Origin of the sequence: Oceanobacillus manasiensis (assembly GCF_000724085.1) — a bacterium.
Classification (GTDB): domain Bacteria; phylum Bacillota; class Bacilli; order Bacillales; family Amphibacillaceae; genus Oceanobacillus_B; species Oceanobacillus_B manasiensis.
The window spans coordinates 561149-581337 of the sequence record NZ_CCDL010000003.1; the positions used below are offsets into that span (position 1 = coordinate 561149).

Annotated in this window: 17 protein-coding genes and 1 pseudogene; 15 read left to right on the plus strand and 3 right to left on the minus strand. The window is 39.2% G+C overall.

Annotated features, from left to right (window positions below; genetic code table 11):
- Genes BN985_RS16295 through BN985_RS16305 form a run of 3 tightly spaced genes read left to right on the plus strand, consistent with a single transcriptional unit; the run spans position 1 to position 3179 of the window.
- Positions 1-1506: a phytoene desaturase family protein gene (locus BN985_RS16295; RefSeq protein ID WP_042224928.1), complete on the plus strand. Its 1506-nt coding sequence runs from the start codon at positions 1-3 to the stop codon at positions 1504-1506.
- Positions 1507-1552: 46 nt separating this feature from the next.
- On the plus strand, positions 1553-2674 hold the full coding sequence (locus tag BN985_RS16300) for a glycosyltransferase (protein WP_042224762.1): 1122 nt from the start codon (positions 1553-1555) through the stop codon (positions 2672-2674).
- A 13-nt stretch (positions 2675-2687) separates the two neighbouring features.
- A complete protein-coding gene (locus BN985_RS16305; protein ID WP_042224763.1) occupies positions 2688-3179 on the plus strand; it encodes a glycosyl-4,4'-diaponeurosporenoate acyltransferase CrtO family protein in 492 nt (163 codons plus the stop codon).
- A gap of 16 nt (positions 3180-3195) precedes the next feature.
- Here BN985_RS16305 and BN985_RS19605 read toward each other — a convergent pair.
- A pseudogene (locus BN985_RS19605) lies at positions 3196-3378 on the minus strand (serine/threonine protein kinase); the annotation flags it as partial.
- 275 nt (positions 3379-3653) lie between these two features.
- Positions 3654-4544, minus strand: coding sequence for a TetR/AcrR family transcriptional regulator (locus BN985_RS16315; protein ID WP_042224767.1), 891 nt, complete (start codon positions 4542-4544; stop codon positions 3654-3656).
- Positions 4545-4703: 159 nt separating this feature from the next.
- Between BN985_RS16315 and BN985_RS16320 the strand changes: the two genes are divergently transcribed.
- The 3 genes from BN985_RS16320 (at position 4704) to BN985_RS16330 (ending at position 8180) form a co-directional block, all read left to right on the plus strand.
- On the plus strand, positions 4704-6224 hold the full coding sequence (locus BN985_RS16320) for a DHA2 family efflux MFS transporter permease subunit (protein WP_084157589.1): 1521 nt from the start codon (positions 4704-4706) through the stop codon (positions 6222-6224).
- A gap of 179 nt (positions 6225-6403) precedes the next feature.
- The gene (locus BN985_RS16325; protein WP_042224931.1) at positions 6404-7000 is read left to right on the plus strand and encodes a lysophospholipid acyltransferase family protein; all 597 of its coding nucleotides are present in this window, start codon (positions 6404-6406) and stop codon (positions 6998-7000) included.
- A 166-nt stretch (positions 7001-7166) separates the two neighbouring features.
- Positions 7167-8180 (plus strand): NADP-dependent oxidoreductase, encoded by a 1014-nt coding sequence (locus BN985_RS16330; protein WP_042224769.1) that lies wholly within the window; start codon positions 7167-7169, stop codon positions 8178-8180.
- 153 nt (positions 8181-8333) lie between these two features.
- Here BN985_RS16330 and BN985_RS16335 read toward each other — a convergent pair whose 3' ends face one another.
- Positions 8334-8810 carry a hypothetical protein gene (locus BN985_RS16335; RefSeq protein WP_042224770.1) on the minus strand — a complete coding sequence of 159 codons (477 nt, stop codon included), beginning with the start codon at positions 8808-8810 and terminating at the stop codon, positions 8334-8336.
- 356 nt (positions 8811-9166) lie between these two features.
- On the opposite strand from BN985_RS16335, the gene BN985_RS16340 reads away from it, so the two are divergent.
- The 9 genes from BN985_RS16340 to BN985_RS16380 all read left to right on the plus strand — a co-directional run bounded on the left by BN985_RS16340 (position 9167) and on the right by BN985_RS16380 (position 20184).
- Positions 9167-9886 carry a GntR family transcriptional regulator gene (locus tag BN985_RS16340; protein WP_042224771.1) on the plus strand — a complete coding sequence of 240 codons (720 nt, stop codon included), beginning with the start codon at positions 9167-9169 and terminating at the stop codon, positions 9884-9886.
- A gap of 112 nt (positions 9887-9998) precedes the next feature.
- Positions 9999-11348 (plus strand): M20/M25/M40 family metallo-hydrolase, encoded by a 1350-nt coding sequence (locus tag BN985_RS16345; RefSeq protein ID WP_042224772.1) that lies wholly within the window; start codon positions 9999-10001, stop codon positions 11346-11348.
- 37 nt (positions 11349-11385) lie between these two features.
- Positions 11386-12924: an ABC transporter substrate-binding protein gene (locus tag BN985_RS16350; protein WP_042224773.1), complete on the plus strand. Its 1539-nt coding sequence runs from the start codon at positions 11386-11388 to the stop codon at positions 12922-12924.
- Between the two features lie 51 nt (positions 12925-12975).
- Complete coding sequence (locus BN985_RS16355; protein WP_042224774.1) at positions 12976-13893, plus strand: ABC transporter permease; 918 nt, start codon at positions 12976-12978, stop codon at positions 13891-13893.
- Positions 13894-13904: 11 nt separating this feature from the next.
- Entirely contained in the window at positions 13905-14846 is a 942-nt protein-coding gene (locus BN985_RS16360; RefSeq protein ID WP_042224776.1) for an ABC transporter permease, read from the plus strand.
- A gap of 1 nt (position 14847) precedes the next feature.
- Entirely contained in the window at positions 14848-15834 is a 987-nt protein-coding gene (locus tag BN985_RS16365) for an ABC transporter ATP-binding protein (RefSeq protein WP_042224777.1), read from the plus strand.
- A complete protein-coding gene (locus BN985_RS16370) occupies positions 15831-16844 on the plus strand; it encodes an ABC transporter ATP-binding protein (protein ID WP_042224778.1) in 1014 nt (337 codons plus the stop codon). Before BN985_RS16365 ends, BN985_RS16370 begins: the two co-directional genes overlap by 4 nt.
- A 19-nt stretch (positions 16845-16863) precedes the next feature.
- The gene (locus BN985_RS16375) at positions 16864-17991 is read left to right on the plus strand and encodes an NAD(P)/FAD-dependent oxidoreductase (protein ID WP_042224932.1); all 1128 of its coding nucleotides are present in this window, start codon (positions 16864-16866) and stop codon (positions 17989-17991) included.
- Between the two features lie 24 nt (positions 17992-18015).
- Positions 18016-20184, plus strand: a complete 2169-nt coding sequence (locus BN985_RS16380; protein WP_042224779.1) for a malate synthase G — start codon at positions 18016-18018, stop codon at positions 20182-20184.
- Positions 20185-20189 lie beyond the last annotated feature (5 nt).

The window sequence follows — 20189 nt, forward strand, 5'->3', positions numbered from 1 at the left end:
ATGACAGGTAAGACTTCTGTTTTAATTGTTGGAGGAGGACTTGGAGGTCTCTCGGCAGCAATTTCCCTCGCGCAGGAAGGTTATCAGGTTTCACTTTATGAAAAAAATGATCATTTCGGTGGGAAAGTAAATCGGCTAGAACAGGATGGATTTGGGTTTGACCTAGGACCATCCATGCTCACTATGCCACACATTTTTGAAGCTTTATTCACTAGAAGTGGGCGCAATATGAAAGATTATATACCATCAATGAGGCTAGAGCATGAATGGAGATCATTCTTTCCTGATGGATCGAAAATTGATTTATATGCAGATTTGGGAAAAATGGTACAAGAGAACCCTGATCTAACCAAGCACGACATGGCAGAGTATCAAAATTTTCTTCATTATGCACGGGACTTATATGCCATGACAGAGAAAGGTTACTTTGCGGAAGGGCTAGATTCTACGAAAGAAATGATAAAGCACCATGGTGTTATGCATTCGCTTACCGGATTCGACCTTTTCTCCACTATGTATGAAGCAATTAAAAAGCGAATTAGTAATCCTAAGCTCCGTAATATGCTTTCCTATTTTATTAAGTATGTTGGCTCATCTCCATATGATGCACCAGCTATATTAAATATGATGATTTATATGCAACATGCACAAGGTATCTGGTATGTCCCTGGTGGTATGCATAAAATTGCTGGTGGCTTGGAAAGGTTGGCAAGGGAATTAGGAGTGGTATTACATAAGAACCAACCCGTAAACAAGCTGATTAAAAATGAACGGAACGAAATTATTGCAGCGGAATTAGCTGATGGCGAAAGAAGGAGAGCCGACTATTTCATATCGAATATGGAGGTAATACCAGCTTACAAGCATTTATTACAAGAAAGTGAAGCCTTTATCAACAAGCTAGAAAAGCAGTTTGAACCATCTAGTTCCGGACTCGTGCTTCATTTAGGTGTGAACAGACAGTATCCTCAGTTGGGCCACCATAATTTCTTTTTCTCTAAAGATCTTCAGAAGCAGATGAACAAAGTATTCCGTAATCATGAGTTGCCAGATGACCCGACAATTTACCTTGTAAATGTTAATAAAACGGATCCAGAGCAAGCTCCTGAAGGCTATGAAAATATTAAGGTGCTGCCACATATTCCTTATAAGCAGGATGTCCCTTTTGACAGGCAAGACTACTTGCAATTCCGTGAACGTGTTTTAGAAAAATTAGAAACAATGGGATTGACTGATTTACGTAAACATATTGTGACAGAGGATATGTGGACACCAGATGATATTGAAAGTACTTATGCATCTAACCGTGGGTCGATTTACGGGACACTATCTGATAAGAAAAAAAATAAAGGGTTCAAGCATCCAAAGCATAGTGAAAAATATGACAACCTCTATTTTGTTGGGGGTACAGTGAACCCGGGTGGAGGGATGCCAATGGTTACGCTTAGTGGTCAGCAGGTGTGTCAAAAAATAGTCAAGCGGGATAATGCACGGACATCGAATTAGAGTAACGTAATTTATAGACCAAAGAACAGTAAAGCGGGAGGATAACATGAACTTTTTATTTTTTTGCTGTGTGGGTTTAATAAGTGTTGCGGTTATAAGTGGTTTTCTTATGTTTTGGAAAATCTTTCTACCTCGTCGGAATATAGAAAAACAGTCTGTTAAGAATAGGTTATCTATTATAATTCCTGCACGAGATGAAGCGAAACGAATAATCCCGCTACTTGATTCCTTGTTATCCCAAAAAGGGATAGATTTTGAGACAATCTTAGTTGATGACGGATCTACTGATGAGACAGTATCCATTGCAGCATCTTACGGTGTAAAAGTTATCCAGAATAATCATTTAGAAAATGGCTGGATAGGTAAAACAGCTGCTTGCTGGGTGGGGGTTAAGCACGCTTCAGGTGATTGGCTGCTCTTTCTGGATGCAGACACACAATTAAAGACACCTGAAAGTCTTACACAGCTTACCTCAACTTACCAAGAATTAGGAGCTCGTGGCATCTTATCGCTTCAACCATATCATACCATTAAACGGCCCTATGAAAATCTTTCTGCCATCTTTAACATTATTGTTATGGTGGGGATGAGTGTGTTTACTGTTTGGGGTAAGAAGCTGAAAGGCGCTGGCTCCTTTGGTCCATGTATTTTATGTAATAAGGTAGATTACATGAAATCTGGTGGGCATCAAGGAATAAGAAAGGCTGTTATGGATGACCTAGCGTTAGGGGAGGCTTTTAGAAAAGCTGGCTATCCAGTGCGCTGCTATGGAGGAAAAGGGCTTATCAATTTTCAAATGTATCCAGAAGGGCTAAGGTCTTTATGGGAAGGGTGGACAAAAAGCTTTGCAACAGCTTCACAGGAAACGCATCCACTGGTTACTTTTTTGATCAGTTTCTGGATAAGCGGAGCCTTTCTTACGACACCATTTTTAATAACAGCAAGTATCCTTGGTTCACCTGTTTGGATAACGATAGCAACTATGCTATATATTATTTTCTTTGTTCAAGTATTTATTTTTGCTCGTAGGACAGGAAAGTTTTCAACTATTGTGATAGCATTATATCCTTTGTTATTCCTGTTTTTCACTATCCTTTTTATTTGGTCTATCTATTTAACTAATGTACGGCGAACTGTAAGCTGGCGTGGGAGGAAAATCAAACTGTAAAGGAGTAGGTAAGATGCCAATTGTAGAACTTCCAATCGCATGGATCGTTATACTAGATATCATAGGATGGGCTGTGATTCATATGGCAATATCTTTCCTGACACTTTCTATGCCAGAGCACTGGTTTGAGCGGGATCGTTTAGTTTATAAGATTCGACCATGGGAAAAAGCGGGGTTAGTGTGGCAACAATATTTCCGAGTGAAGAACTGGAAAGCATTTATTCCTGATGGAACAGTTATAATGGGAGCGGGTTATAATAAAAAACAGCTCCATGGTCATGATACAAAGTCCTTGATCAATTTTATAACAGAGTCACGTCGTGCAGAATTAACGCACTGGCTTTCTATTCCACCTGCTGTTTTCTTTTTTATTTGGAACCCAATTTGGGCTGGGTTTATTATGATTCTATATGCGTTTTCTTTAAATTTACCAATCATTATAGCTCAGCGTTATAATAGAGGCCGACTCGAACAATTGGTTTCTCTTAAAAAGCAAAGGTCATGATTTTCCCGGAAATAATGTTAATGTAAAGGCATATTTTTACCTCATCATTTTTAAAGTCGTATAAAATACTTCCAACATAAAAGTCTACGGCAACGTATTGTTGTGATTCAACGAAACGATGAAAGGAAAAGATTTTTTCTAAAACTTTTAATCTTTTCTTTTTATCTAGCTTTTTAAAGCGATAGTATGGTGACGAGGGGGTTGCCTGAATCTTGCTAATCAAAAACACAAAAGACCATACCTAAATAGTTGATTCAATTAAAGCCATGCTCTTCTTATAATTGAAATACCACTTCGTCACGTTTTACCGTAATCACATTACTTTGTTTGAAATCCTTCACAAATACAGCCTCCCTGGATCTGAATTTTAAAATAATTAACTTGTAAGAAAGAGCCGTCTATTTTTAGACGACTTTCACATGTTATCGAGTGATGAAGCATTTCTCTTTCTTAATTACGCACATATAACTTTTTTTAACCATTATTCACTGTATCAACATAGCTCCATAGTCTAGATGCAATTTCTCTCGCCTCTAGTTCGTCAGTTGTTCCTGTGAAAGCGTTGGTGAAAGCGCGTGTGACTGTTTCAATTAGGTAAATTCTAGGATGTTCAGCATTCAATTCTTCCCATAGAAAATGAATACATTGTTTTCCTTCCACATTAGCTTCATCAGACAACTTCTCAGCAAACCCATTAAGCTGTTCCATCACATGATCCCTCGAATATTTTCTGCTATTTAAGCTACGTTTTAGTGATCGTACAACATCTTCATTCAATAGAGTATCTTTATTAGAAATAATGCTTGGGATAATAGAATCCATCTGACGTAGGACATACATAACTAATGTTTCCACATCTCCTAAATTATTGCTTGCAGCAGCCCATATGTGGAAAACTTGCTGCATCATACCTAGTAATAATGCGGCTCCGTCAAGTGCGTAGGGCGAGGCTTTTTCTCCGTAAACATCCGCTAACCTTTCAGAAAGCCAGAATAGTTCCTTTAAGTGATTTTTTTTCACAAAATCACGTAATTCCTGGTCACCAGAGTGAAAAATGGCCTCGAATAGCATAAATAAATTTTCTTCACGATTTATTTGCATTCGTACTGCGATCTGCCTAGCTAGAATGGTTTTATCCTGTTTACTTTCTCCGATTAGTAATTCTCTTCTTCTTACAAAGGTTTCTTCATTTACATATTCCAAAATGGCCACAAGACATTCATTCTTTGAAGTGAAATAATTGTAAAATGTTCCTTTAGATATTTTAGAACCTTCTAATATGTCTTGTACGGAGGTTGCACTGAATCCTTTTTCGATAAATAGACGTTGTGCTGTTAATAAGACTTGTCGTTTACGTTCATTCATTTAATCACCTTTGTACTCTTAGTATATTTTTAATCTTAACTCAAAACTATAGTCTAATCAATTGCTTTGAAATATAACGAATTTACTCTTGCCAAAAATGAACAAAGAGTATAAACTATTCTAGTGTTGAACACAAAGTACAAATTTTATACTGTTAGTATGGATGGAGGAATTAAATTGAATATAAAACAAATGCATGAGAAACCTCCATATGGGATGATTGCCATTCTGTTTATCGGAGCGTTCGTAGCATTATTAAATAACACCTTACTAAACGTAGCACTTCCAACGATCATGGAAGAATTTGAAGTTACACCATCAGTTGTTCAGTGGATTACAACTGGCTATATGCTGGTAAATGGTATTCTCATACCAGCCAGTGCTTTTTTTATTCAGAAATTCACAAATAGAAGGTTGTTTCTTACAGCCATGTCGCTATTCTCTATAGGGACTTTGTTGGCAATGTTGGCGCCAAGCTTTGGAATACTTGTCCTAGGACGGATGATACAAGCATCAGGTTCAGCTGTGATGATGCCATTGCTAATGAACGTAATGCTTACAGCTTTCCCAGTGGAAAAAAGGGGAAGTGCCATGGGGATTTTTGGTCTGGCAATGATTACAGCTCCAGCCATTGGCCCTACTTTATCCGGTTGGGTAATCGAGCATTATGATTGGCGCGTATTATTTGGCATCATATTGCCATTTGCGCTATTTACTTTAGTCTATGCTTTCTTAAAATTAAATAATATTACAGAAAACCGTGATGTACGTTTAAACTTTCCTTCTTTGATTTTATCTAGTATAGGTTTTGGCGGCATTCTATATGGTTTTAGTATGGCTGGTGATAAGGGATGGGGAACTCTTGAGGTGTACGGAACTATCATAGTTGGAGCTGTGGCATTGTTTGGCTTTATCTGGCGTCAGTTGCACATGGACGAACCAATGTTAGAATTTAGAATATATAAGCATCCTATGTTTGCTTTGTCTTCAGCTATTTCCATTGTACTTTCTATGTCCATGTTTTCTGCCATGATATTAACACCATTATATGTACAGACTATTCGAGGTATTTCACCATTCCACTCTGGTTTGCTTATGCTTCCAGGCGCAATTGTTATGGGAATTATGTCACCTATTATGGGACGCTTATTTGACAAATTTGGTGCAAGAATACTTGCGATTATCGGTTTATCTATAACGGTTCTTACAACTTATTTATTTAGTAATTTAGATCTTGAATCGGGTTATTATTATATCATGTTGCTTTATACCATTCGGATGTTTGGTATTTCCATGGTCATGATGCCGGTTATGACCAACGGTTTAAATCAGTTGCCAATGAGAGACAACCCACATGGTACGGCAATGAACAGTACTATCCAACAGGTTTCTGGTGCAATCGGCTCTGCGTTGCTTCTTACTGTTATGAACAAAAGGAGTGAATCAGCAGGAAATGATCTCCTAGACCAGGCGATGGCTTCTGGGAATGTACCCCAAAACACCGACGGAATGGCAGCATTTAAAGTGCAGCTTGCAAATGAGGCGATGTTAGAAGGAATTAATTTCACCTTCTTCGTTTCCACATGGATTGCAGTCGTTGCTCTACTTCTCGGTTTCTTTATTAAACGAGTGACCCCTCCTAAGACAGAATATGAGCAAGTTGAAACACCTGAGTCCTAATTATCAAACCAGTATCTTATAAAAGGTACTGGTTTTTATTTTGATTTCATATTATTATAAGAAGGGCATTAAGGTGGGATATTAAGGATCAATAACGTTTTTAGTGAAAATAGTACCAGGTGCTAGTAGTTTGTGTTAAAATAAAAGATAGAATTGAGCAGATAAGGAGAGAGAGCATGATATACACATTTGCTGCTAATCTTGTGAAACTTATATTAAATTTGTTTGGTAGATTAAACGTCCATCAAAAAGATAACATTCCAAAAGGAAAAGATGGTTACGTCATTGCATGTACACATACTGGATGGGTAGATATTCTCTGGTTAGGCGTTTCCATGCTACCAACCAAAATACATTATATGGCTAAGAAGGAATTATTTAAATCAAAGGGTTTAAAATGGCTTATGGAGCACCTCAATGCTTTTCCTGTGGATCGGGAAAATCCGGGGCCGAGTACGATTAAATTTCCTCGACGATTACTTGCGGAAGGGAAAGTTGTAGGAATTTTCCCAAGTGGTACAAGGACTAGTGAAGAGGTGCCATTAAAGCGCGGTGCGGTTACCATTGCCGGGCATTCAAAAGTCCCAATACTTCCTGTTGCCTATACGGGTCCTAATAATTTTACTGACCTGTTTAAGCGAGTGAAGCCACATATTATTTATGGAGAGCCAATTTATTTGCCAGAAGACATGTCTAGAAAAGAAGGCATGGAAGTAATGATGGAACAGTTAAATACTTCGCTAAACCAATTGCAAAATCAACTTAGAGAAAAATAATGATACAAAGAGCGGTACCATTTTATGGTACTGCTTTTTTTGCATCAGGTATGGTTTAAATGTAGCGAATAGAAATCAGGACACAAAATCTTGATGTTTAACTTTTTATAAATAGGGAAAACGACTATATTGGAAAAAGTTTAAATTACTAGGGGAGGTATATTCCATGAAACAACAGCAACTTATTCTGCAAGAACGCCCAAACGGGTTACCTGATGATAGTACCTTTCAATTTAAAGAGGTAGAACAAGGCACTCCAAAAGATGGCGAAGTTTTGTTAAAAACACTTTATGTCTCAGTAGATCCATATATGAGAGGGAGGATGTCAGACGCACCTTCTTATGTAGACCCATTTAAAGTCGGGGAACCACTAGCTGGCGGTGTGGTTGCGCAAGTTGTAGAGACAAAAACCGATCAACTGCAAAAAGGAGACATCGTTAGAGGAAACTTACCATTTCAGGAGTACAATGTAGAAAAATCAGACCAGGTAAGTAAAGTACAAACAAATGGGTTAGATCCCAGTGCTGCTCTCAGCATACTTGGCATGCCTGGATTAACAGCCTATTTTGGTATGATGCACATTGGAAAGCCTAAAAGAGGAGAAACGGTTGTGATTTCCGGCGCAGCAGGAGCTGTTGGACAAGTAGCAGGACAGCTTGCCAAACAGGCAGGAGCCCATGTTGTTGGCATAGTCGGTTCTGAAGAGAAAGCGGACTATATAAAAGAAAAGCTAGGCTACGATAAAGCCGTGGAATATAAAAAAGAAGACTTTGGAAAACAATTAAAAGATGCTTGTCCTGATGGCGTTGATGTTTATTATGAAAATGTTGGCGGGGAAATCTCAGATCATATTTGGCCAATGTTAAATACGTTTGCCCGTGTACCAGTCTGTGGCGCAATTTCCTCATATAACCTAGAGGAAGGAGAACAGGATATCGGGTTACGGGTACAGCAATTTCTTGTTAAGTCCCGTGTTCTCATGCAAGGGTTTATTGTTGGTGATTTCTCTGACCATTATGCTGAAGCATATCAAGAATTAGCAAATGCTGTGGGTAATGGTAATTTACACTATGAAGAAACAATTTATGAAGGTTTTCGAAAGATTCCAGATGCTTTCCTTGGACTGTTCTCTGGAAAAAACATTGGAAAACAGCTTGTAAAAGTTTCAGATCCTGAATAATGAAGTATTAAAAGGTGAAATGAGTCGCACAAGGACGGAGAAGCTACTATAGTGGCGCGACTATTAAAAATGACGCTACTAAAAACCCTTCCCTTCCCATGAAAAGTGAGAAAGCATAAATACTCTCCGGGCGAATGACTGCTTGGGGAGTTTTTAGTTCGTTTCTCTGAACTTACGCAGAAATTTTAATTGCCATGGAAGATAGAAATAATACGCAATAAAAAATACCGGAATCGAGTACCATGGTTCCCAAATGTCAGAGGTCATAATTTCGGATTTGGTAGTGAAATATTCAAGGATATATGAAATAATGACGAATAAAAAAACAAGGCTTATATTTTTCTTTCCTTCTTCATAGAAGTTTAAGAAGATCAATGCTAATAGAGGAGGGATAAAACCGTAAAGCAAAAGTTCTGGTAAACCATCTCTTTTGGTACCAATGTCAAATATATCAAACGGAGCTGCAATTGTTATATTAACCATCCAGACAACATAGCCAACTGTTGCGAAATGAAATAGAAATTCTTGGCGTTTTAATTTTGCAGGCATTAATAGCGTAATTAAAAGTAAAATGACACTAAGGCCTATCGGGTACCAAATACCTTTAGCAAGGTCGAAATCCGGATTCAATTTAGTTTCACCTCGTTGTTAGATTTCATAACTTAATGAGATTATTCTTTCCAAATCAGTCTAAAATTATTAAATAATAAAGAAGAATATACTTTTTTACTACTTTTTCTCACGAGTAGAATACAAAACGTAAATCCTCTAATAGTCATTCTTTTTTGGAGTATATAGGAAGAAATGGAGTCTATTTAAATATTTTCCAATGAAAGGGCTGTATATTTTTCTGATTTTTATAAAATAATTAGATTTTTAAAATTAATTATAAATATACAGTTGACTTCATAAAAAAATGAGATTATACTTGTCAACAATAATCAAATATTCAATATAATATTATAACTTTTGATAGGGAGTATAGCATGAAAGTAGACAAGGAGTTATCTATACCTTTATATGATCAAGTGAAACATATATTGGAAGCTAAGATTACAAGCAAGGAATGGGACGTGGGGTATCAACTCCCAACGGAAAAGAAACTTTCAGAAACATTTGACGTAAGTAACATCACGATCAAACGTGCTATTCATGATCTAGTACATGACGGATTACTTTACAGACAAAGTGGTAAAGGCACCTTCGTTAAGGCTAAGGAAGAAACGAATCTAACAAGACTTGTTTCTTTAAGAAATGAAGCGTGGGAAAACCAGTATCATCCTCATCGGACGTTGAGCCTTAATGCTGAGAAAGCATCTTTTGATATTAAAAGAAAACTTGAAATGCAGGAAGATGAAGTGTATAAAATTCATAGGATAAAGCTAAAGGAAGATACACCGGTAGCAATAGAATATTCCTATATACCTGTACATATCTTTCCCGGGCTCCTGGAAAATGATATGGAAAAAGAACTGCTCTACAATTTGTTTACACAGACATATCAAAAGAGGTTAGGAAAAGCAAAAGTATATTTCTCAATTATTTTTGCTGACAGCTATGAGGCAGAATTACTACAACTTCCAGTGGGAGAACAATTATTTTCACTTGAGCGTTATACAGTTGACGAAGAAGGAACTATAATTGAGTATTCCAGATTTATTCTAAAACAAGAACAGTCAAATTTTTATTTAGAAATAGATTTATAATTTTATTAAGTTAAAATATCTGAAAATTACCATTCTACGAAACTATATGAAAATATTATAACCTTATAATGTTATAATATTATATTTTATATGATCAATAAGGAGGGGTTGTATGGAAAGACTGTTTCAACAAATTGAAGAACATGCATCCTTGTATAAACATTGGCTGCTAAACATGTGTAATCAGCCAAGTATTTCTGCAAAAAATATAGGGATGCTGGAGATGAAGGAGTTGGTGATGCAATTACTAGAAGATCTGGGAGCAGAAGTGGAGGAAGTTTTGACTACTGGATATCCGATCATTTATGCGCATATCGATAACGGAAAGAAAAGAACTCTGACTTTTTACAACCATTACGACGTACAGCCTCCAGATCCGTTGACGGAGTGGGTGTCTGACCCATTTGAGGCGAAAATAGAAGATGGACAAATCTTTGCAAGAGGGGTAGCAGATAATAAAGGCAATATAGCGGCACGAATAGCAGCAGTACACGCTTATCAGAAAGTTCATGGTGAATTACCGGTTAATGTGAAATTTATCATTGAAGGAGAAGAAGAGGTTGGAAGTCCCAATTTAAAAAGCTTTGCATCAGAGAATCCGGAAAAGCTAAAAACAGATGCCATGATTTGGGAAGGGGGCATGCGTAATGTTCATGACAAACGGCCACATATCAGTTTTGGAGTAAAAGGGATATGCTTTGTAGAGATGCAAGTCAAGGGTGCAGCATTTGACCTTCATTCCTCTGAAGCTGCGGTGGTTGAAAATCCTGCCTGGCGTCTTGTATGGGCATTGAGTACCTTGAAGAATAGTGAGGAAATGGTACAAATTGAAGGGTTTTATGATGATGTAATAGCTTTGACAGAAAAAGAAAAAGCATTTTTTGAGACAATGGATTATGATGAGGAGCATACAAAAGGACATTATCAAATAGACAATTTTCTTACTAATGTAACAGGTATAGAACTAAAGGAACGTTTAACAGCCGCTCCAACCTGCACGATATGCGGCCTAGAGGCGGGACATACAGGGGAAGGAGCAAAAACAGTTTTGCCATCTAGTGCCAAAGTGAAATTGGATTTTCGGTTAGTACCAGGGCAGACACCGAAAAAGGTAATGAAATTGTTGCGTAATCATCTCGACCTACATGGATTTCAAGATATTGAAATTGAACAATTGGCTGGATTGCTCCCATTTAATTCGGACGCGAACCATCCTTTTGTCGATACGGTTATCAAAAGTATGAAAGAAGTGTATGAAGAGCCACCGATCATCATGCGAAATCTAGCAGGCTCAAGTCCAATGGAAAAGCTATTGGCTGATACTAGAATACCAGCTGCACAGATTGGTGTCGCAAATACAGAATCAAATTTCCACGGACCTAATGAAAATATTTATATAGAAGATTTCATGAAGGGGATAAAGGCTACGGCCAATGTCATACGTCATTTTGGCGTTGTTTAATTATTAATGACTGAATAATCAAAATAGGGGGATGGAAATGAAAAAAGTAAATTTGTTTAGCATAGGCTTATTGATTTTAGTTCTCTTGGTGTTTGCAGGCTGTAGTAATGAAGGAGAAACAGCTGGAGGAAGCGAGGAAGAAAGCAACACCCTCGTATTAGCACAAGCAGCAGACATTCCATCAATTGATCCACAAAATTCTTTAAGCACTACAGGGGACCGGGTCCATCGAAATATGTTTAGCCGATTATTTATGTGGGATAACGAACTGGCATTGCAAGAGGACCTTGTGGACACGTATGAGCAGATCGACGATGAAACTTGGGAGTTTACTTTAAAAAAAGCAACTTTTCATGATGGAGAGACAGTTACGGCGGAAGATGTAAAATTTAGTCTGGAGCGCGTTATGACTGATGAAACGTTAAAGGAATATCCATACTTTAAACAATTGAAGGAAGTAAACGTAAAAGATGAACAAACAGTGCAAATTATCACAGAGGGACCAATGCCTACTCTACTCAACCTTCTTGCGAAAAGTGGGTCCGATATACTTCCAAAAGCTTATTTTGAGGAAGTAGGAATAGAAGGATTTCAAGAGAAACCAATTGGGTCAGGGCCTTATCAGTTTGCAGAATGGATTCGTGATGATCGCGTAACACTGGTACCGTTTGAAGATTATTATGGCGATAAGCCTAAATGGGAGAAAGTTGAAGTACGTGCTATTCCAGAAAGTTCTACCAGAGTTGGAGAATTACTGACGGGTGGTGTTGATATTGCAACAGATATCCCACCGAACGAATGGGAACGCGTGGAATCAGAATCAGGAGTTGATTTGATAAATGGTGAAACAACCAGAGTAAGTCTTTTAATGGTCCGCACAACGGAAGGGTATGTAACCTCTGATCCAAAAGTTAGGGAAGCGATTGATCTTGCCATCGACCAGCAAGCAATTGTGGATTCAGTTCTTCAGGGTACAGGAGTCCCGGTTCGAACCAGAGTTCCAGAAGGAGTATTTGGAACAAATCCTGATTTAACAAATACCCGGGTTTATGATGTGGAAAGAGCAAAAGAATTGCTTGCAGAAGCTGGACACCCAGACGGCATTGATATCACGTTTACTTCCTCCAGAGGCCGCTATCCATTGGATAGTGAAGTAGCACAACTAATTGTAAGTATGCTAAGTGAAGCAGGGATTAATGCCGAATTGAAGTTACTTGAATCAAGTGCGTTTTTAGATGAATACAATTCAAAGTCTAACGAAGAACTAATCATGATTGGTCTAGCGGATGGATTGCTTGATGCATCTTATTCCTTGGTTCACTATACAGAGGAGCGAGCAGCTGGTCAGACGGACTATAAAAATGGAGAAGTTGAAGGACTATTTAACGCGGCTGGCCAAAACCTGGATGAGGAAGAACGTACAGAACAGTATCAGTTAATTCAGGAAATTGTTGCGGAAGAGCGACCACATATTTTCCTTTACCAAAACGCCGTGAATTATGGGGTGAGTGAAAACATTACGTTTACACCAAGGTTGGATGAAGCAATCCGCTTTGATGATCTTACGAAAAAATAATAACAGGGGAGCCATCTGGAAAACGTTGGCTCCCAACAAAGGAGACTCGATATGAAGAAGTATCTTGTGAAACGACTACTACAGATCATCCCTGTCTTATTTATTATCTCGTTTGTAGTATTTGTGCTTGTTTATATGGCAGGGGACCCCGTTGCCTTAATGTTACCAGAAGATGCTTCGGAAAGTGATCGAGAGGCTATGCGAGCGGCTCTTGGGTTGACTGACCCATTCTATATTCAGTACTTTCGCTTTGTGGGAGATCTAGTTCAAGGGAATTTTGGTACCTCTTTTCGTTATAACCAAGCTGCACTTCCATTGGTATTAGAAAGATTGCCAGCAACGTTCGAGCTTGCTGCCGCTTCCATGGTCGTTGCAACGCTAATGGCGGTGCCATTAGGAATTTACTCAGCGCGTAAACAGAATTCATTAGTAGATTTGTTTATTACAGGTGGATCTGTCTTAGGAAAAGCAATGCCAAACTTTTGGTTAGGTATTCTCTTAATTTTGTTGTTTGCAGTAAATATTCAAGTATTTCCTGTTTCTGGAAGAGGGACGATCGTACATATGATTCTCCCCGCGATTACTCTAGGAACGGGCATTGCAGCTGAAATGACAAGGCTTATTCGATCCAATATGCTGGAAATTCTTAACCAGGACTATATCAGAACTGCAAGAAGTAAGGGAGTTTCTAGTAATATATTAGTTTATAAACATGCATTTCGTAATTCTTTGATCCCTGTAGTCACGATCATGGGTTTGCAAGTTTCACATCTTGTTAGCGGGGCCCTCATAACCGAAAGTGTGTTTTCTTGGCCGGGAATTGGCTTGTTGCTTGTCCAAGCAGTAAATGGGAGGGATATGGCAGTTGTCCAGGCAGCGGTATTTGTCATCGCACTGCTTGTTATCGTTGTAAATCTAATTACGGACTTAATTTATAGATTATTGGACCCAAGAATCAATTATTCATAGGAGGTGGCATCATGCAAGGAAATGCCGAAGCAAAAACAGTAGGGACAATTGGTCAAGCAGTGCGAAAAGATAAAGCCACTGGTGGGTTTAAACGATGGTGTCATCTCCTCTGGCAAAGTAAAACAGGAACTGTTGGTTTTATCATTGTATTATCCGTCGTGTTGGTAGCCATTTTTGCAGACCTTCTAGTACCACACGATCCTGTAGAAAATAATTTATCGGATATGCTGGCACCCCCATTTTGGATGGATGGCGGGTCAGCCGCATACTTGCTTGGAACGGATAACCTTGGAAGGGATATTTTAAGCAGAATTATTGTTGGAACTAGGGTTTCATTATTAGTGGGGATATTTTCCGTAGTACTGGCAGGAATCATTGGTTTACTTGTGGGGCTAGCTGCAGGGTATTACGGAAAGTGGGTAGATACTATTCTAATGAGAATTGTAGATTCCTTTCTTGCCATACCAAGTATTCTGTTTATTCTCGTTGTATTGGCGGTCTTTGAGCCAAGTATTATGACCCTGATTGTCGTCATTGGTTTAACCAATTGGGTTTCTTATGCCCGAGTAGTAAGAAGTGAAGTACTGAGTGTGAAGGAGAGAGACTTTGTACGTGCCTCTTACTCCATTGGAACAAAAGATACTACGATAATCAGGAAACATATTGTGCCCAACATCATTTCTTCCTTTATCGTTATTTCCGCATTAAGCGTAGCGACTACAATTATACTTGAAGCCTCACTAAGCTTTCTTGGATTAGGGATTCAGCCACCTGACGTATCATGGGGAGCTATGCTTACTGATGGGCGGAATTATTTAGCTACCAATTGGTGGATAGCGACTTTCCCTGGGATTGCTATCACAATTACAGTACTGGGCATTATTTTCCTCGGTGACTGGTTACGAGATGTGCTTGATCCCCGAAACTATTTCAGTAAAAAAGGAGGAGCTTAGTATGACAGAGAATCTATTGGAAGTTAAAAATTTGCATACGCATTTTTTCACGGAAAATGGTGTGATTCCTTCTGTGAACGGTGTATCCTTTTCGGTCAAAAAAGGGGAGGTCATTGGGATTGTTGGAGAATCAGGATGTGGGAAGAGTGTCACATCCTTATCTATTCTTCAACTTATTAATAAACCAGGAAAGATTGTGGAAGGTGAGATAAGGTTTCACGAAAAGGACTTAACCACATTCTCCGAAAAGGAAATACGTAAAATACGGGGTAATAAAATTTCAATGATTTTTCAAGAACCATTGACTTCGCTAAACCCTGTTTTCACGATTGGTCATCAAATCTCCGAGGCAATTCGCCTCCATCAAGATGTAGATAAGAAGGAAGCAAAGCAACGAAGTATCTCTCTTTTACGCAAAGTAGGAATGGCAAATCCAGAACGCCAGTATCATGCCTTTCCTCACTTGCTTAGTGGTGGAATGCGCCAGCGTGTAATGATTGCTATGGCGCTTTCGTGCAACCCGGAACTTTTGATTGCTGATGAACCGACTACAGCACTAGATGTGACCATTCAAAAGCAGATATTAAAGCTAATGAAAAATCTAAGTAATGAGCTTAATACCTCAATTATTTTAATAACACATGACTTAGGTGTTATTGCAGAAATGGTGGACAGAGTTGTTGTTATGTATGGTGGAGAGATTGTCGAAGAAAATGACGTATATAGTTTATTTGAAAATCCCAAGCATCCTTACACAAAAGGTTTATTGAACAGTACACCAAAAATTCATCAACTCAAGGAAAAACTGCAATCTATTGAAGGAAACGTACCAACGCCAGATCAGCTACCATCAGGTTGTAATTTCCAAGATCGATGTCCGTTTGCAATGGATAAGTGTCGAGAACTATCACCAAATCTAGTTGCTTCTACCGATGGATCTTCCGTCCGTTGCTGGCTACATCAGGAAAAGGAAGTGGTGAATGTATGACCCAACAGGTGCAAAAGAAACAAAGTTTAATGAAAGCTCCCTTACTTGAGGTAAAGGAACTTTCAAAGCACTTTGTTGTATCTACTAATCTATTTGGGAAGCCAAAGGAAAGTGTCAAGGCAGTGAATGGAGTGAATCTATCACTGAAAAAGGGAGAAACACTCGGAATTGTCGGGGAATCTGGCTGTGGTAAATCTACAATGGGAAACACTATTCTTAGACTAATTGAACCCACCAAAGGCAGCATCTTTTTTGAAGGGCAAGATGTACTAAACATGACGTCAACACAGCTGCAAAAAATGCGGAAAGAGGTTCAAATGATTTTTCAAGATCCTTTCTCTTCCTTAAATCCAAGGATGAGGGTATTTGATATTATTGCCGAACCATTGCGAACCCATAAAGCGGCAGTCGGTAAAGAATTGCAGCAGAGAGTTTATGAGCTTCTCAATCTTGTAGGGCTCGATCACTCTCAGGCAAATCGTTTCCCCCATCAGTTTAGTGGTGGTCAAAGACAACGAATTGGTATCGCTCGGGCTATTGCTTTAAAACCCAAATTAATTGTTTGTGACGAACCCGTTTCTGCTTTGGATGTTTCGATTCAGGCACAAATACTGAATCTTTTATTAGAACTTAAGGAAAAGCTGCAGCTAACTTTAATATTTATTGGACATGGCATACCTGCTGTGAAATATATCAGCGACAGGATTGCTGTGATGTATATGGGAGAAATCGTGGAAATGGCTGATAAAGAAAGTCTATTTGCAAATACACGGCATCCCTACACCCAAGGGCTTATTTCAGCGGTTCCAATTCCAGACCCTTCCTTAAGAGAAGTATCCGAGCAGGTAATCCTCGAAAAGGATTTGCCGGATCAGCGCAACCTGCCAAAAGGATGTAGTTTTTACTCGCGCTGCCCATTTGCAACAGAAAAATGTAAAGGGCAAAAACCGGAATTGAAAGCAAATGAAGAAGGACATCTTGTAGCTTGTCATTATCCATTGCATGCATAAAAAAGGAGGAAAAGAAATTATGAAAATAATCGTTGTTGGAACCGGAATTGTTGGATCAAGTGCAGCTTATCATCTTGCCAAAAGTGGAGTAGAGGTTGTGATGATAGACCGAATTGAGGAGGGGAAGGCAACTTCTGCGGGGGCTGGCATCGTCTGTCCGTGGATATCCCGTGTAGATGATCCAGATTGGTACCAAATTGCGAAACGTGGTGCCAGGTTCTATCCAGACCTCATTGAACAGTTAGAACAAGATGGGGAGACAGAAACAGGTTATAAAAAAGTCGGTGCGCTTAGTGTTAGCTCAGATCCCGCCAAACTGGACGTTGTAGAGAAACGAGTTAGAAAGAAACAAGAAGAAGCTCCTGAAGCAGGTGAAATCCAAAGATTAGATGCAACACAAGCACAAGCAATGTTTCCAGCCCTTGCTGATGATTTGGAAGCTGTCTATGTCCCTGGCGCTGCTCGTATAGATGGTGGCTATTTACGAGATGCGCTAAAACGGGCTTCTCAAAAACACGGTGCACGTTTAATTGAAGGAGAGGCAATACTCCATATGTCCGAGAAAAAGATAACGGGTGTCAGCGTAAATGGTGAAACCATTAATGCTGATAAAGTACTTATCACAGCAGGAGCATGGGCACCAGAATTATTAAAGCCACTGGGACTGGAACTGGCGATGGAACCACAGCGTGGACAAATTGCCCATATCAATCTACCTGAACAGGATACGTCAGATTGGCCAGTTGTGTTACCGCAAACTAGCCATTACATGTTGGCGTTTGATGATTCTCGTGTTGTGGCCGGTGCCACAAGAGAAACCGGGTCTGGATTCGATTATAGATTAACAGCTGGAGGTGTGCACGAAGTATTGGGCGCCGCTTTAGATGTTGCACCTGGTTTGAATGCTGGAACACTAAAAGAAGTACGTATTGGTTTTCGACCGATGGGACCAGATATTCTCCCATTAGTAGGAGCTGTTGACGCCATTGCCGGATTATACATGGCGAACGGATTGGGGGCCTCTGGATTAACGATGGGTCCTTATGTTGGTACATTGGCAGCAGAATTAATGATGGATGGACTAATAGAACTGGACATGAGCCCATATCAGCCAATGCGAGCAATTTCAGTAAAAGAAACAATTTAGCACTTACATGAGAGGCTGATAGAAATGACAACATACAAAAAAATAGGTACATTACAAGTGGAAGAAGGGTTATATCACTTTCTGCAAGAAGAGGTCTTAATCGATTTCGATCTTAATCAAAACAAATTTTGGAACGACTTTTCTTGCCTAGTGAGTGAGCTGACGCCTGAAAATGAGGAGTTACTTAAGAAAAGAAAACAATTACAGACAGCAATTAATGACTGGCATGTTGCAAATCCTACGTTTAATCAAAAGCAATATAAGCAGTTTCTTGAAGCAATCGGATACTTAGAAAAGGAACCTGAAACAGTGAATATTACCACTGATAATGTGGATGATGAGATAACTATTGCAGGGCCCCAACTAGTTGTTCCTGTAAACAACGCACGCTATGCCATTAATGCTGCCAATGCTCGATGGGGAAGTCTATATGATGCTTTGTATGGGACGGACGTAATACCAGAAACAGATGGAGCTGAAAAAGGTTCGAGTTATAACCCTAAACGAGGAGAAAAGGTAGTCGCTTTCGGGCGAAGCCTTTTAGATCAATTTCTCCCATTGGTAAAAGGAAGTCATCACAATGTAAATGGGTATTTCATCGGGGAAGGAGGACTGGTTTTCACACTTGAAGATGGAAGGAGTACTACATTAGAAGAACTCTCTTTATTCCGTGGCTTTCGTGGAGAAAAAGATAATCCCACTTCCATTCTATTTAGACATCATGGGCTTCATATTGAATTGGTGCGTGACAAGAAGGATCCAATTGGCAGTCAGGATAAGGCATATGTTAAGGATATTATATTTGAAGCTGCACTCACGACCATAATTGACTGTGAAGACTCAGTTGCAGCAGTTGACGCAGAGGATAAGCTGGATGTCTATCGTAACTGGCTTGGACTCATGAAAGGCAATTTAACTGCTTCCTTTAAGAAGAATGGCAGTATGTTTAAACGATGTTTACAAGGTGATAGAGAATATACCGGTTTAAATGATGATAGGTTTACTCTTAGGGGAAGATCTTTATTGTTTATTCGGAATGTTGGACATTTGATGACAACCGACGCGATATTAGATGAAGCTGGTAATCCTCTGTTTGAAGGTATACTGGATACCGTCGTAACCAGCCTTATTAGCCTCCACTCGTTGAAAGGAAGAGGGAAGTATGTCAATTCTAAAACAGGATCTATCTATATTGTTAAACCAAAGATGCATGGCCCTAAGGAAGTGGCATTTAGCAATACATTGTTTAACCGAGTAGAAGATTTACTTGGCCTAAAACGGCATACGATTAAAATTGGTGTGATGGATGAGGAAAGAAGGACTTCCCTTAACTTAAAAGCGTGTATGGAGCAAGTAAAAGAGCGTATTGTGTTTGTAAATACAGGTTTTTTGGATCGTACTGGCGATGAGATTCATACGTCAATGCTTGTTGGTCCGGTTCAAAGAAAGAATGACATGAAGCATACAGAATGGATCCAAGCCTATGAGGCTTCAAATGTCTCGGCCGCCCTGTCAAGTGGGTTTCAAAAAACAGCGCAGATTGGAAAGGGCATGTGGGCGGCACCTGAACGTATGAAAGCAATGCTCGAGGAAAAGGTATTGCATCCACAAGCTGGCGCAACAACAGCATGGGTTCCTTCACCTACAGCTGCAACACTACATGCTCTTCACTATCATCAAGTAGATGTTCACAAGATTCAGCAGCAGCTATCAAAAAATGAGGTGTCTTCGTATCGTGACAGGCTTTTAAAGATTCCCATAATGAAGAATACATCAATTACTGAAGAAGATATAGAACAGGAATTAAACAATAATGTTCAAGGAATACTTGGGTATGTCGTTCGTTGGGTTAATCATGGAATTGGTTGTTCAAAAGTCCCTGACATTCACAATATTGGTTTAATGGAGGACCGTGCTACTCTGCGAATTTCCAGTCAACACATCGCAAACTGGCTGCACCATGGAGTTTGCACGAAGGGACAGGTCTACGATGCTTTCAAAAATATGGCGAAAGTGGTTGATCAACAGAATCAGTTGGATGCATTCTACGAGCCCATGGCAAATAACGAAGTAAATTCAATTGCCTTCCAGACCGCATGTAAGCTTGTCTTCGAAGGGAAAAAGCAGTCAAATGGCTATACAGAACCTATTTTGCATGAGGGACGGAGAGCAAAAAAAGCAGAAAATATGTGATGGTG

Coding starts and splice junctions, on each gene's coding strand:
- BN985_RS16305 (WP_042224763.1), top strand. CDS start 2,688: ATGCCAATTGTAGAACTTCCAATCGCATGGATCGTTATACTAGATATC.
- BN985_RS16345 (WP_042224772.1), top strand. CDS start 9,999: ATGGAAAGACTGTTTCAACAAATTGAAGAACATGCATCCTTGTATAAA.
- BN985_RS16355 (WP_042224774.1), top strand. CDS start 12,976: ATGAAGAAGTATCTTGTGAAACGACTACTACAGATCATCCCTGTCTTA.
- BN985_RS16320 (WP_084157589.1), top strand. CDS start 4,704: ATGGATGGAGGAATTAAATTGAATATAAAACAAATGCATGAGAAACCT.
- BN985_RS16330 (WP_042224769.1), top strand. CDS start 7,167: ATGAAACAACAGCAACTTATTCTGCAAGAACGCCCAAACGGGTTACCT.
- BN985_RS16295 (WP_042224928.1), top strand. CDS start 1: ATGACAGGTAAGACTTCTGTTTTAATTGTTGGAGGAGGACTTGGAGGT.
- BN985_RS16360 (WP_042224776.1), top strand. CDS start 13,905: ATGCAAGGAAATGCCGAAGCAAAAACAGTAGGGACAATTGGTCAAGCA.
- BN985_RS16300 (WP_042224762.1), top strand. CDS start 1,553: ATGAACTTTTTATTTTTTTGCTGTGTGGGTTTAATAAGTGTTGCGGTT.
- BN985_RS16380 (WP_042224779.1), top strand. CDS start 18,016: ATGACAACATACAAAAAAATAGGTACATTACAAGTGGAAGAAGGGTTA.
- BN985_RS16340 (WP_042224771.1), top strand. CDS start 9,167: ATGAAAGTAGACAAGGAGTTATCTATACCTTTATATGATCAAGTGAAA.
- BN985_RS16370 (WP_042224778.1), top strand. CDS start 15,831: ATGACCCAACAGGTGCAAAAGAAACAAAGTTTAATGAAAGCTCCCTTA.
- BN985_RS16365 (WP_042224777.1), top strand. CDS start 14,848: ATGACAGAGAATCTATTGGAAGTTAAAAATTTGCATACGCATTTTTTC.
- BN985_RS16350 (WP_042224773.1), top strand. CDS start 11,386: ATGAAAAAAGTAAATTTGTTTAGCATAGGCTTATTGATTTTAGTTCTC.
- BN985_RS16375 (WP_042224932.1), top strand. CDS start 16,864: ATGAAAATAATCGTTGTTGGAACCGGAATTGTTGGATCAAGTGCAGCT.
- BN985_RS16315 (WP_042224767.1), bottom strand. CDS start 4,544: ATGAATGAACGTAAACGACAAGTCTTATTAACAGCACAACGTCTATTT.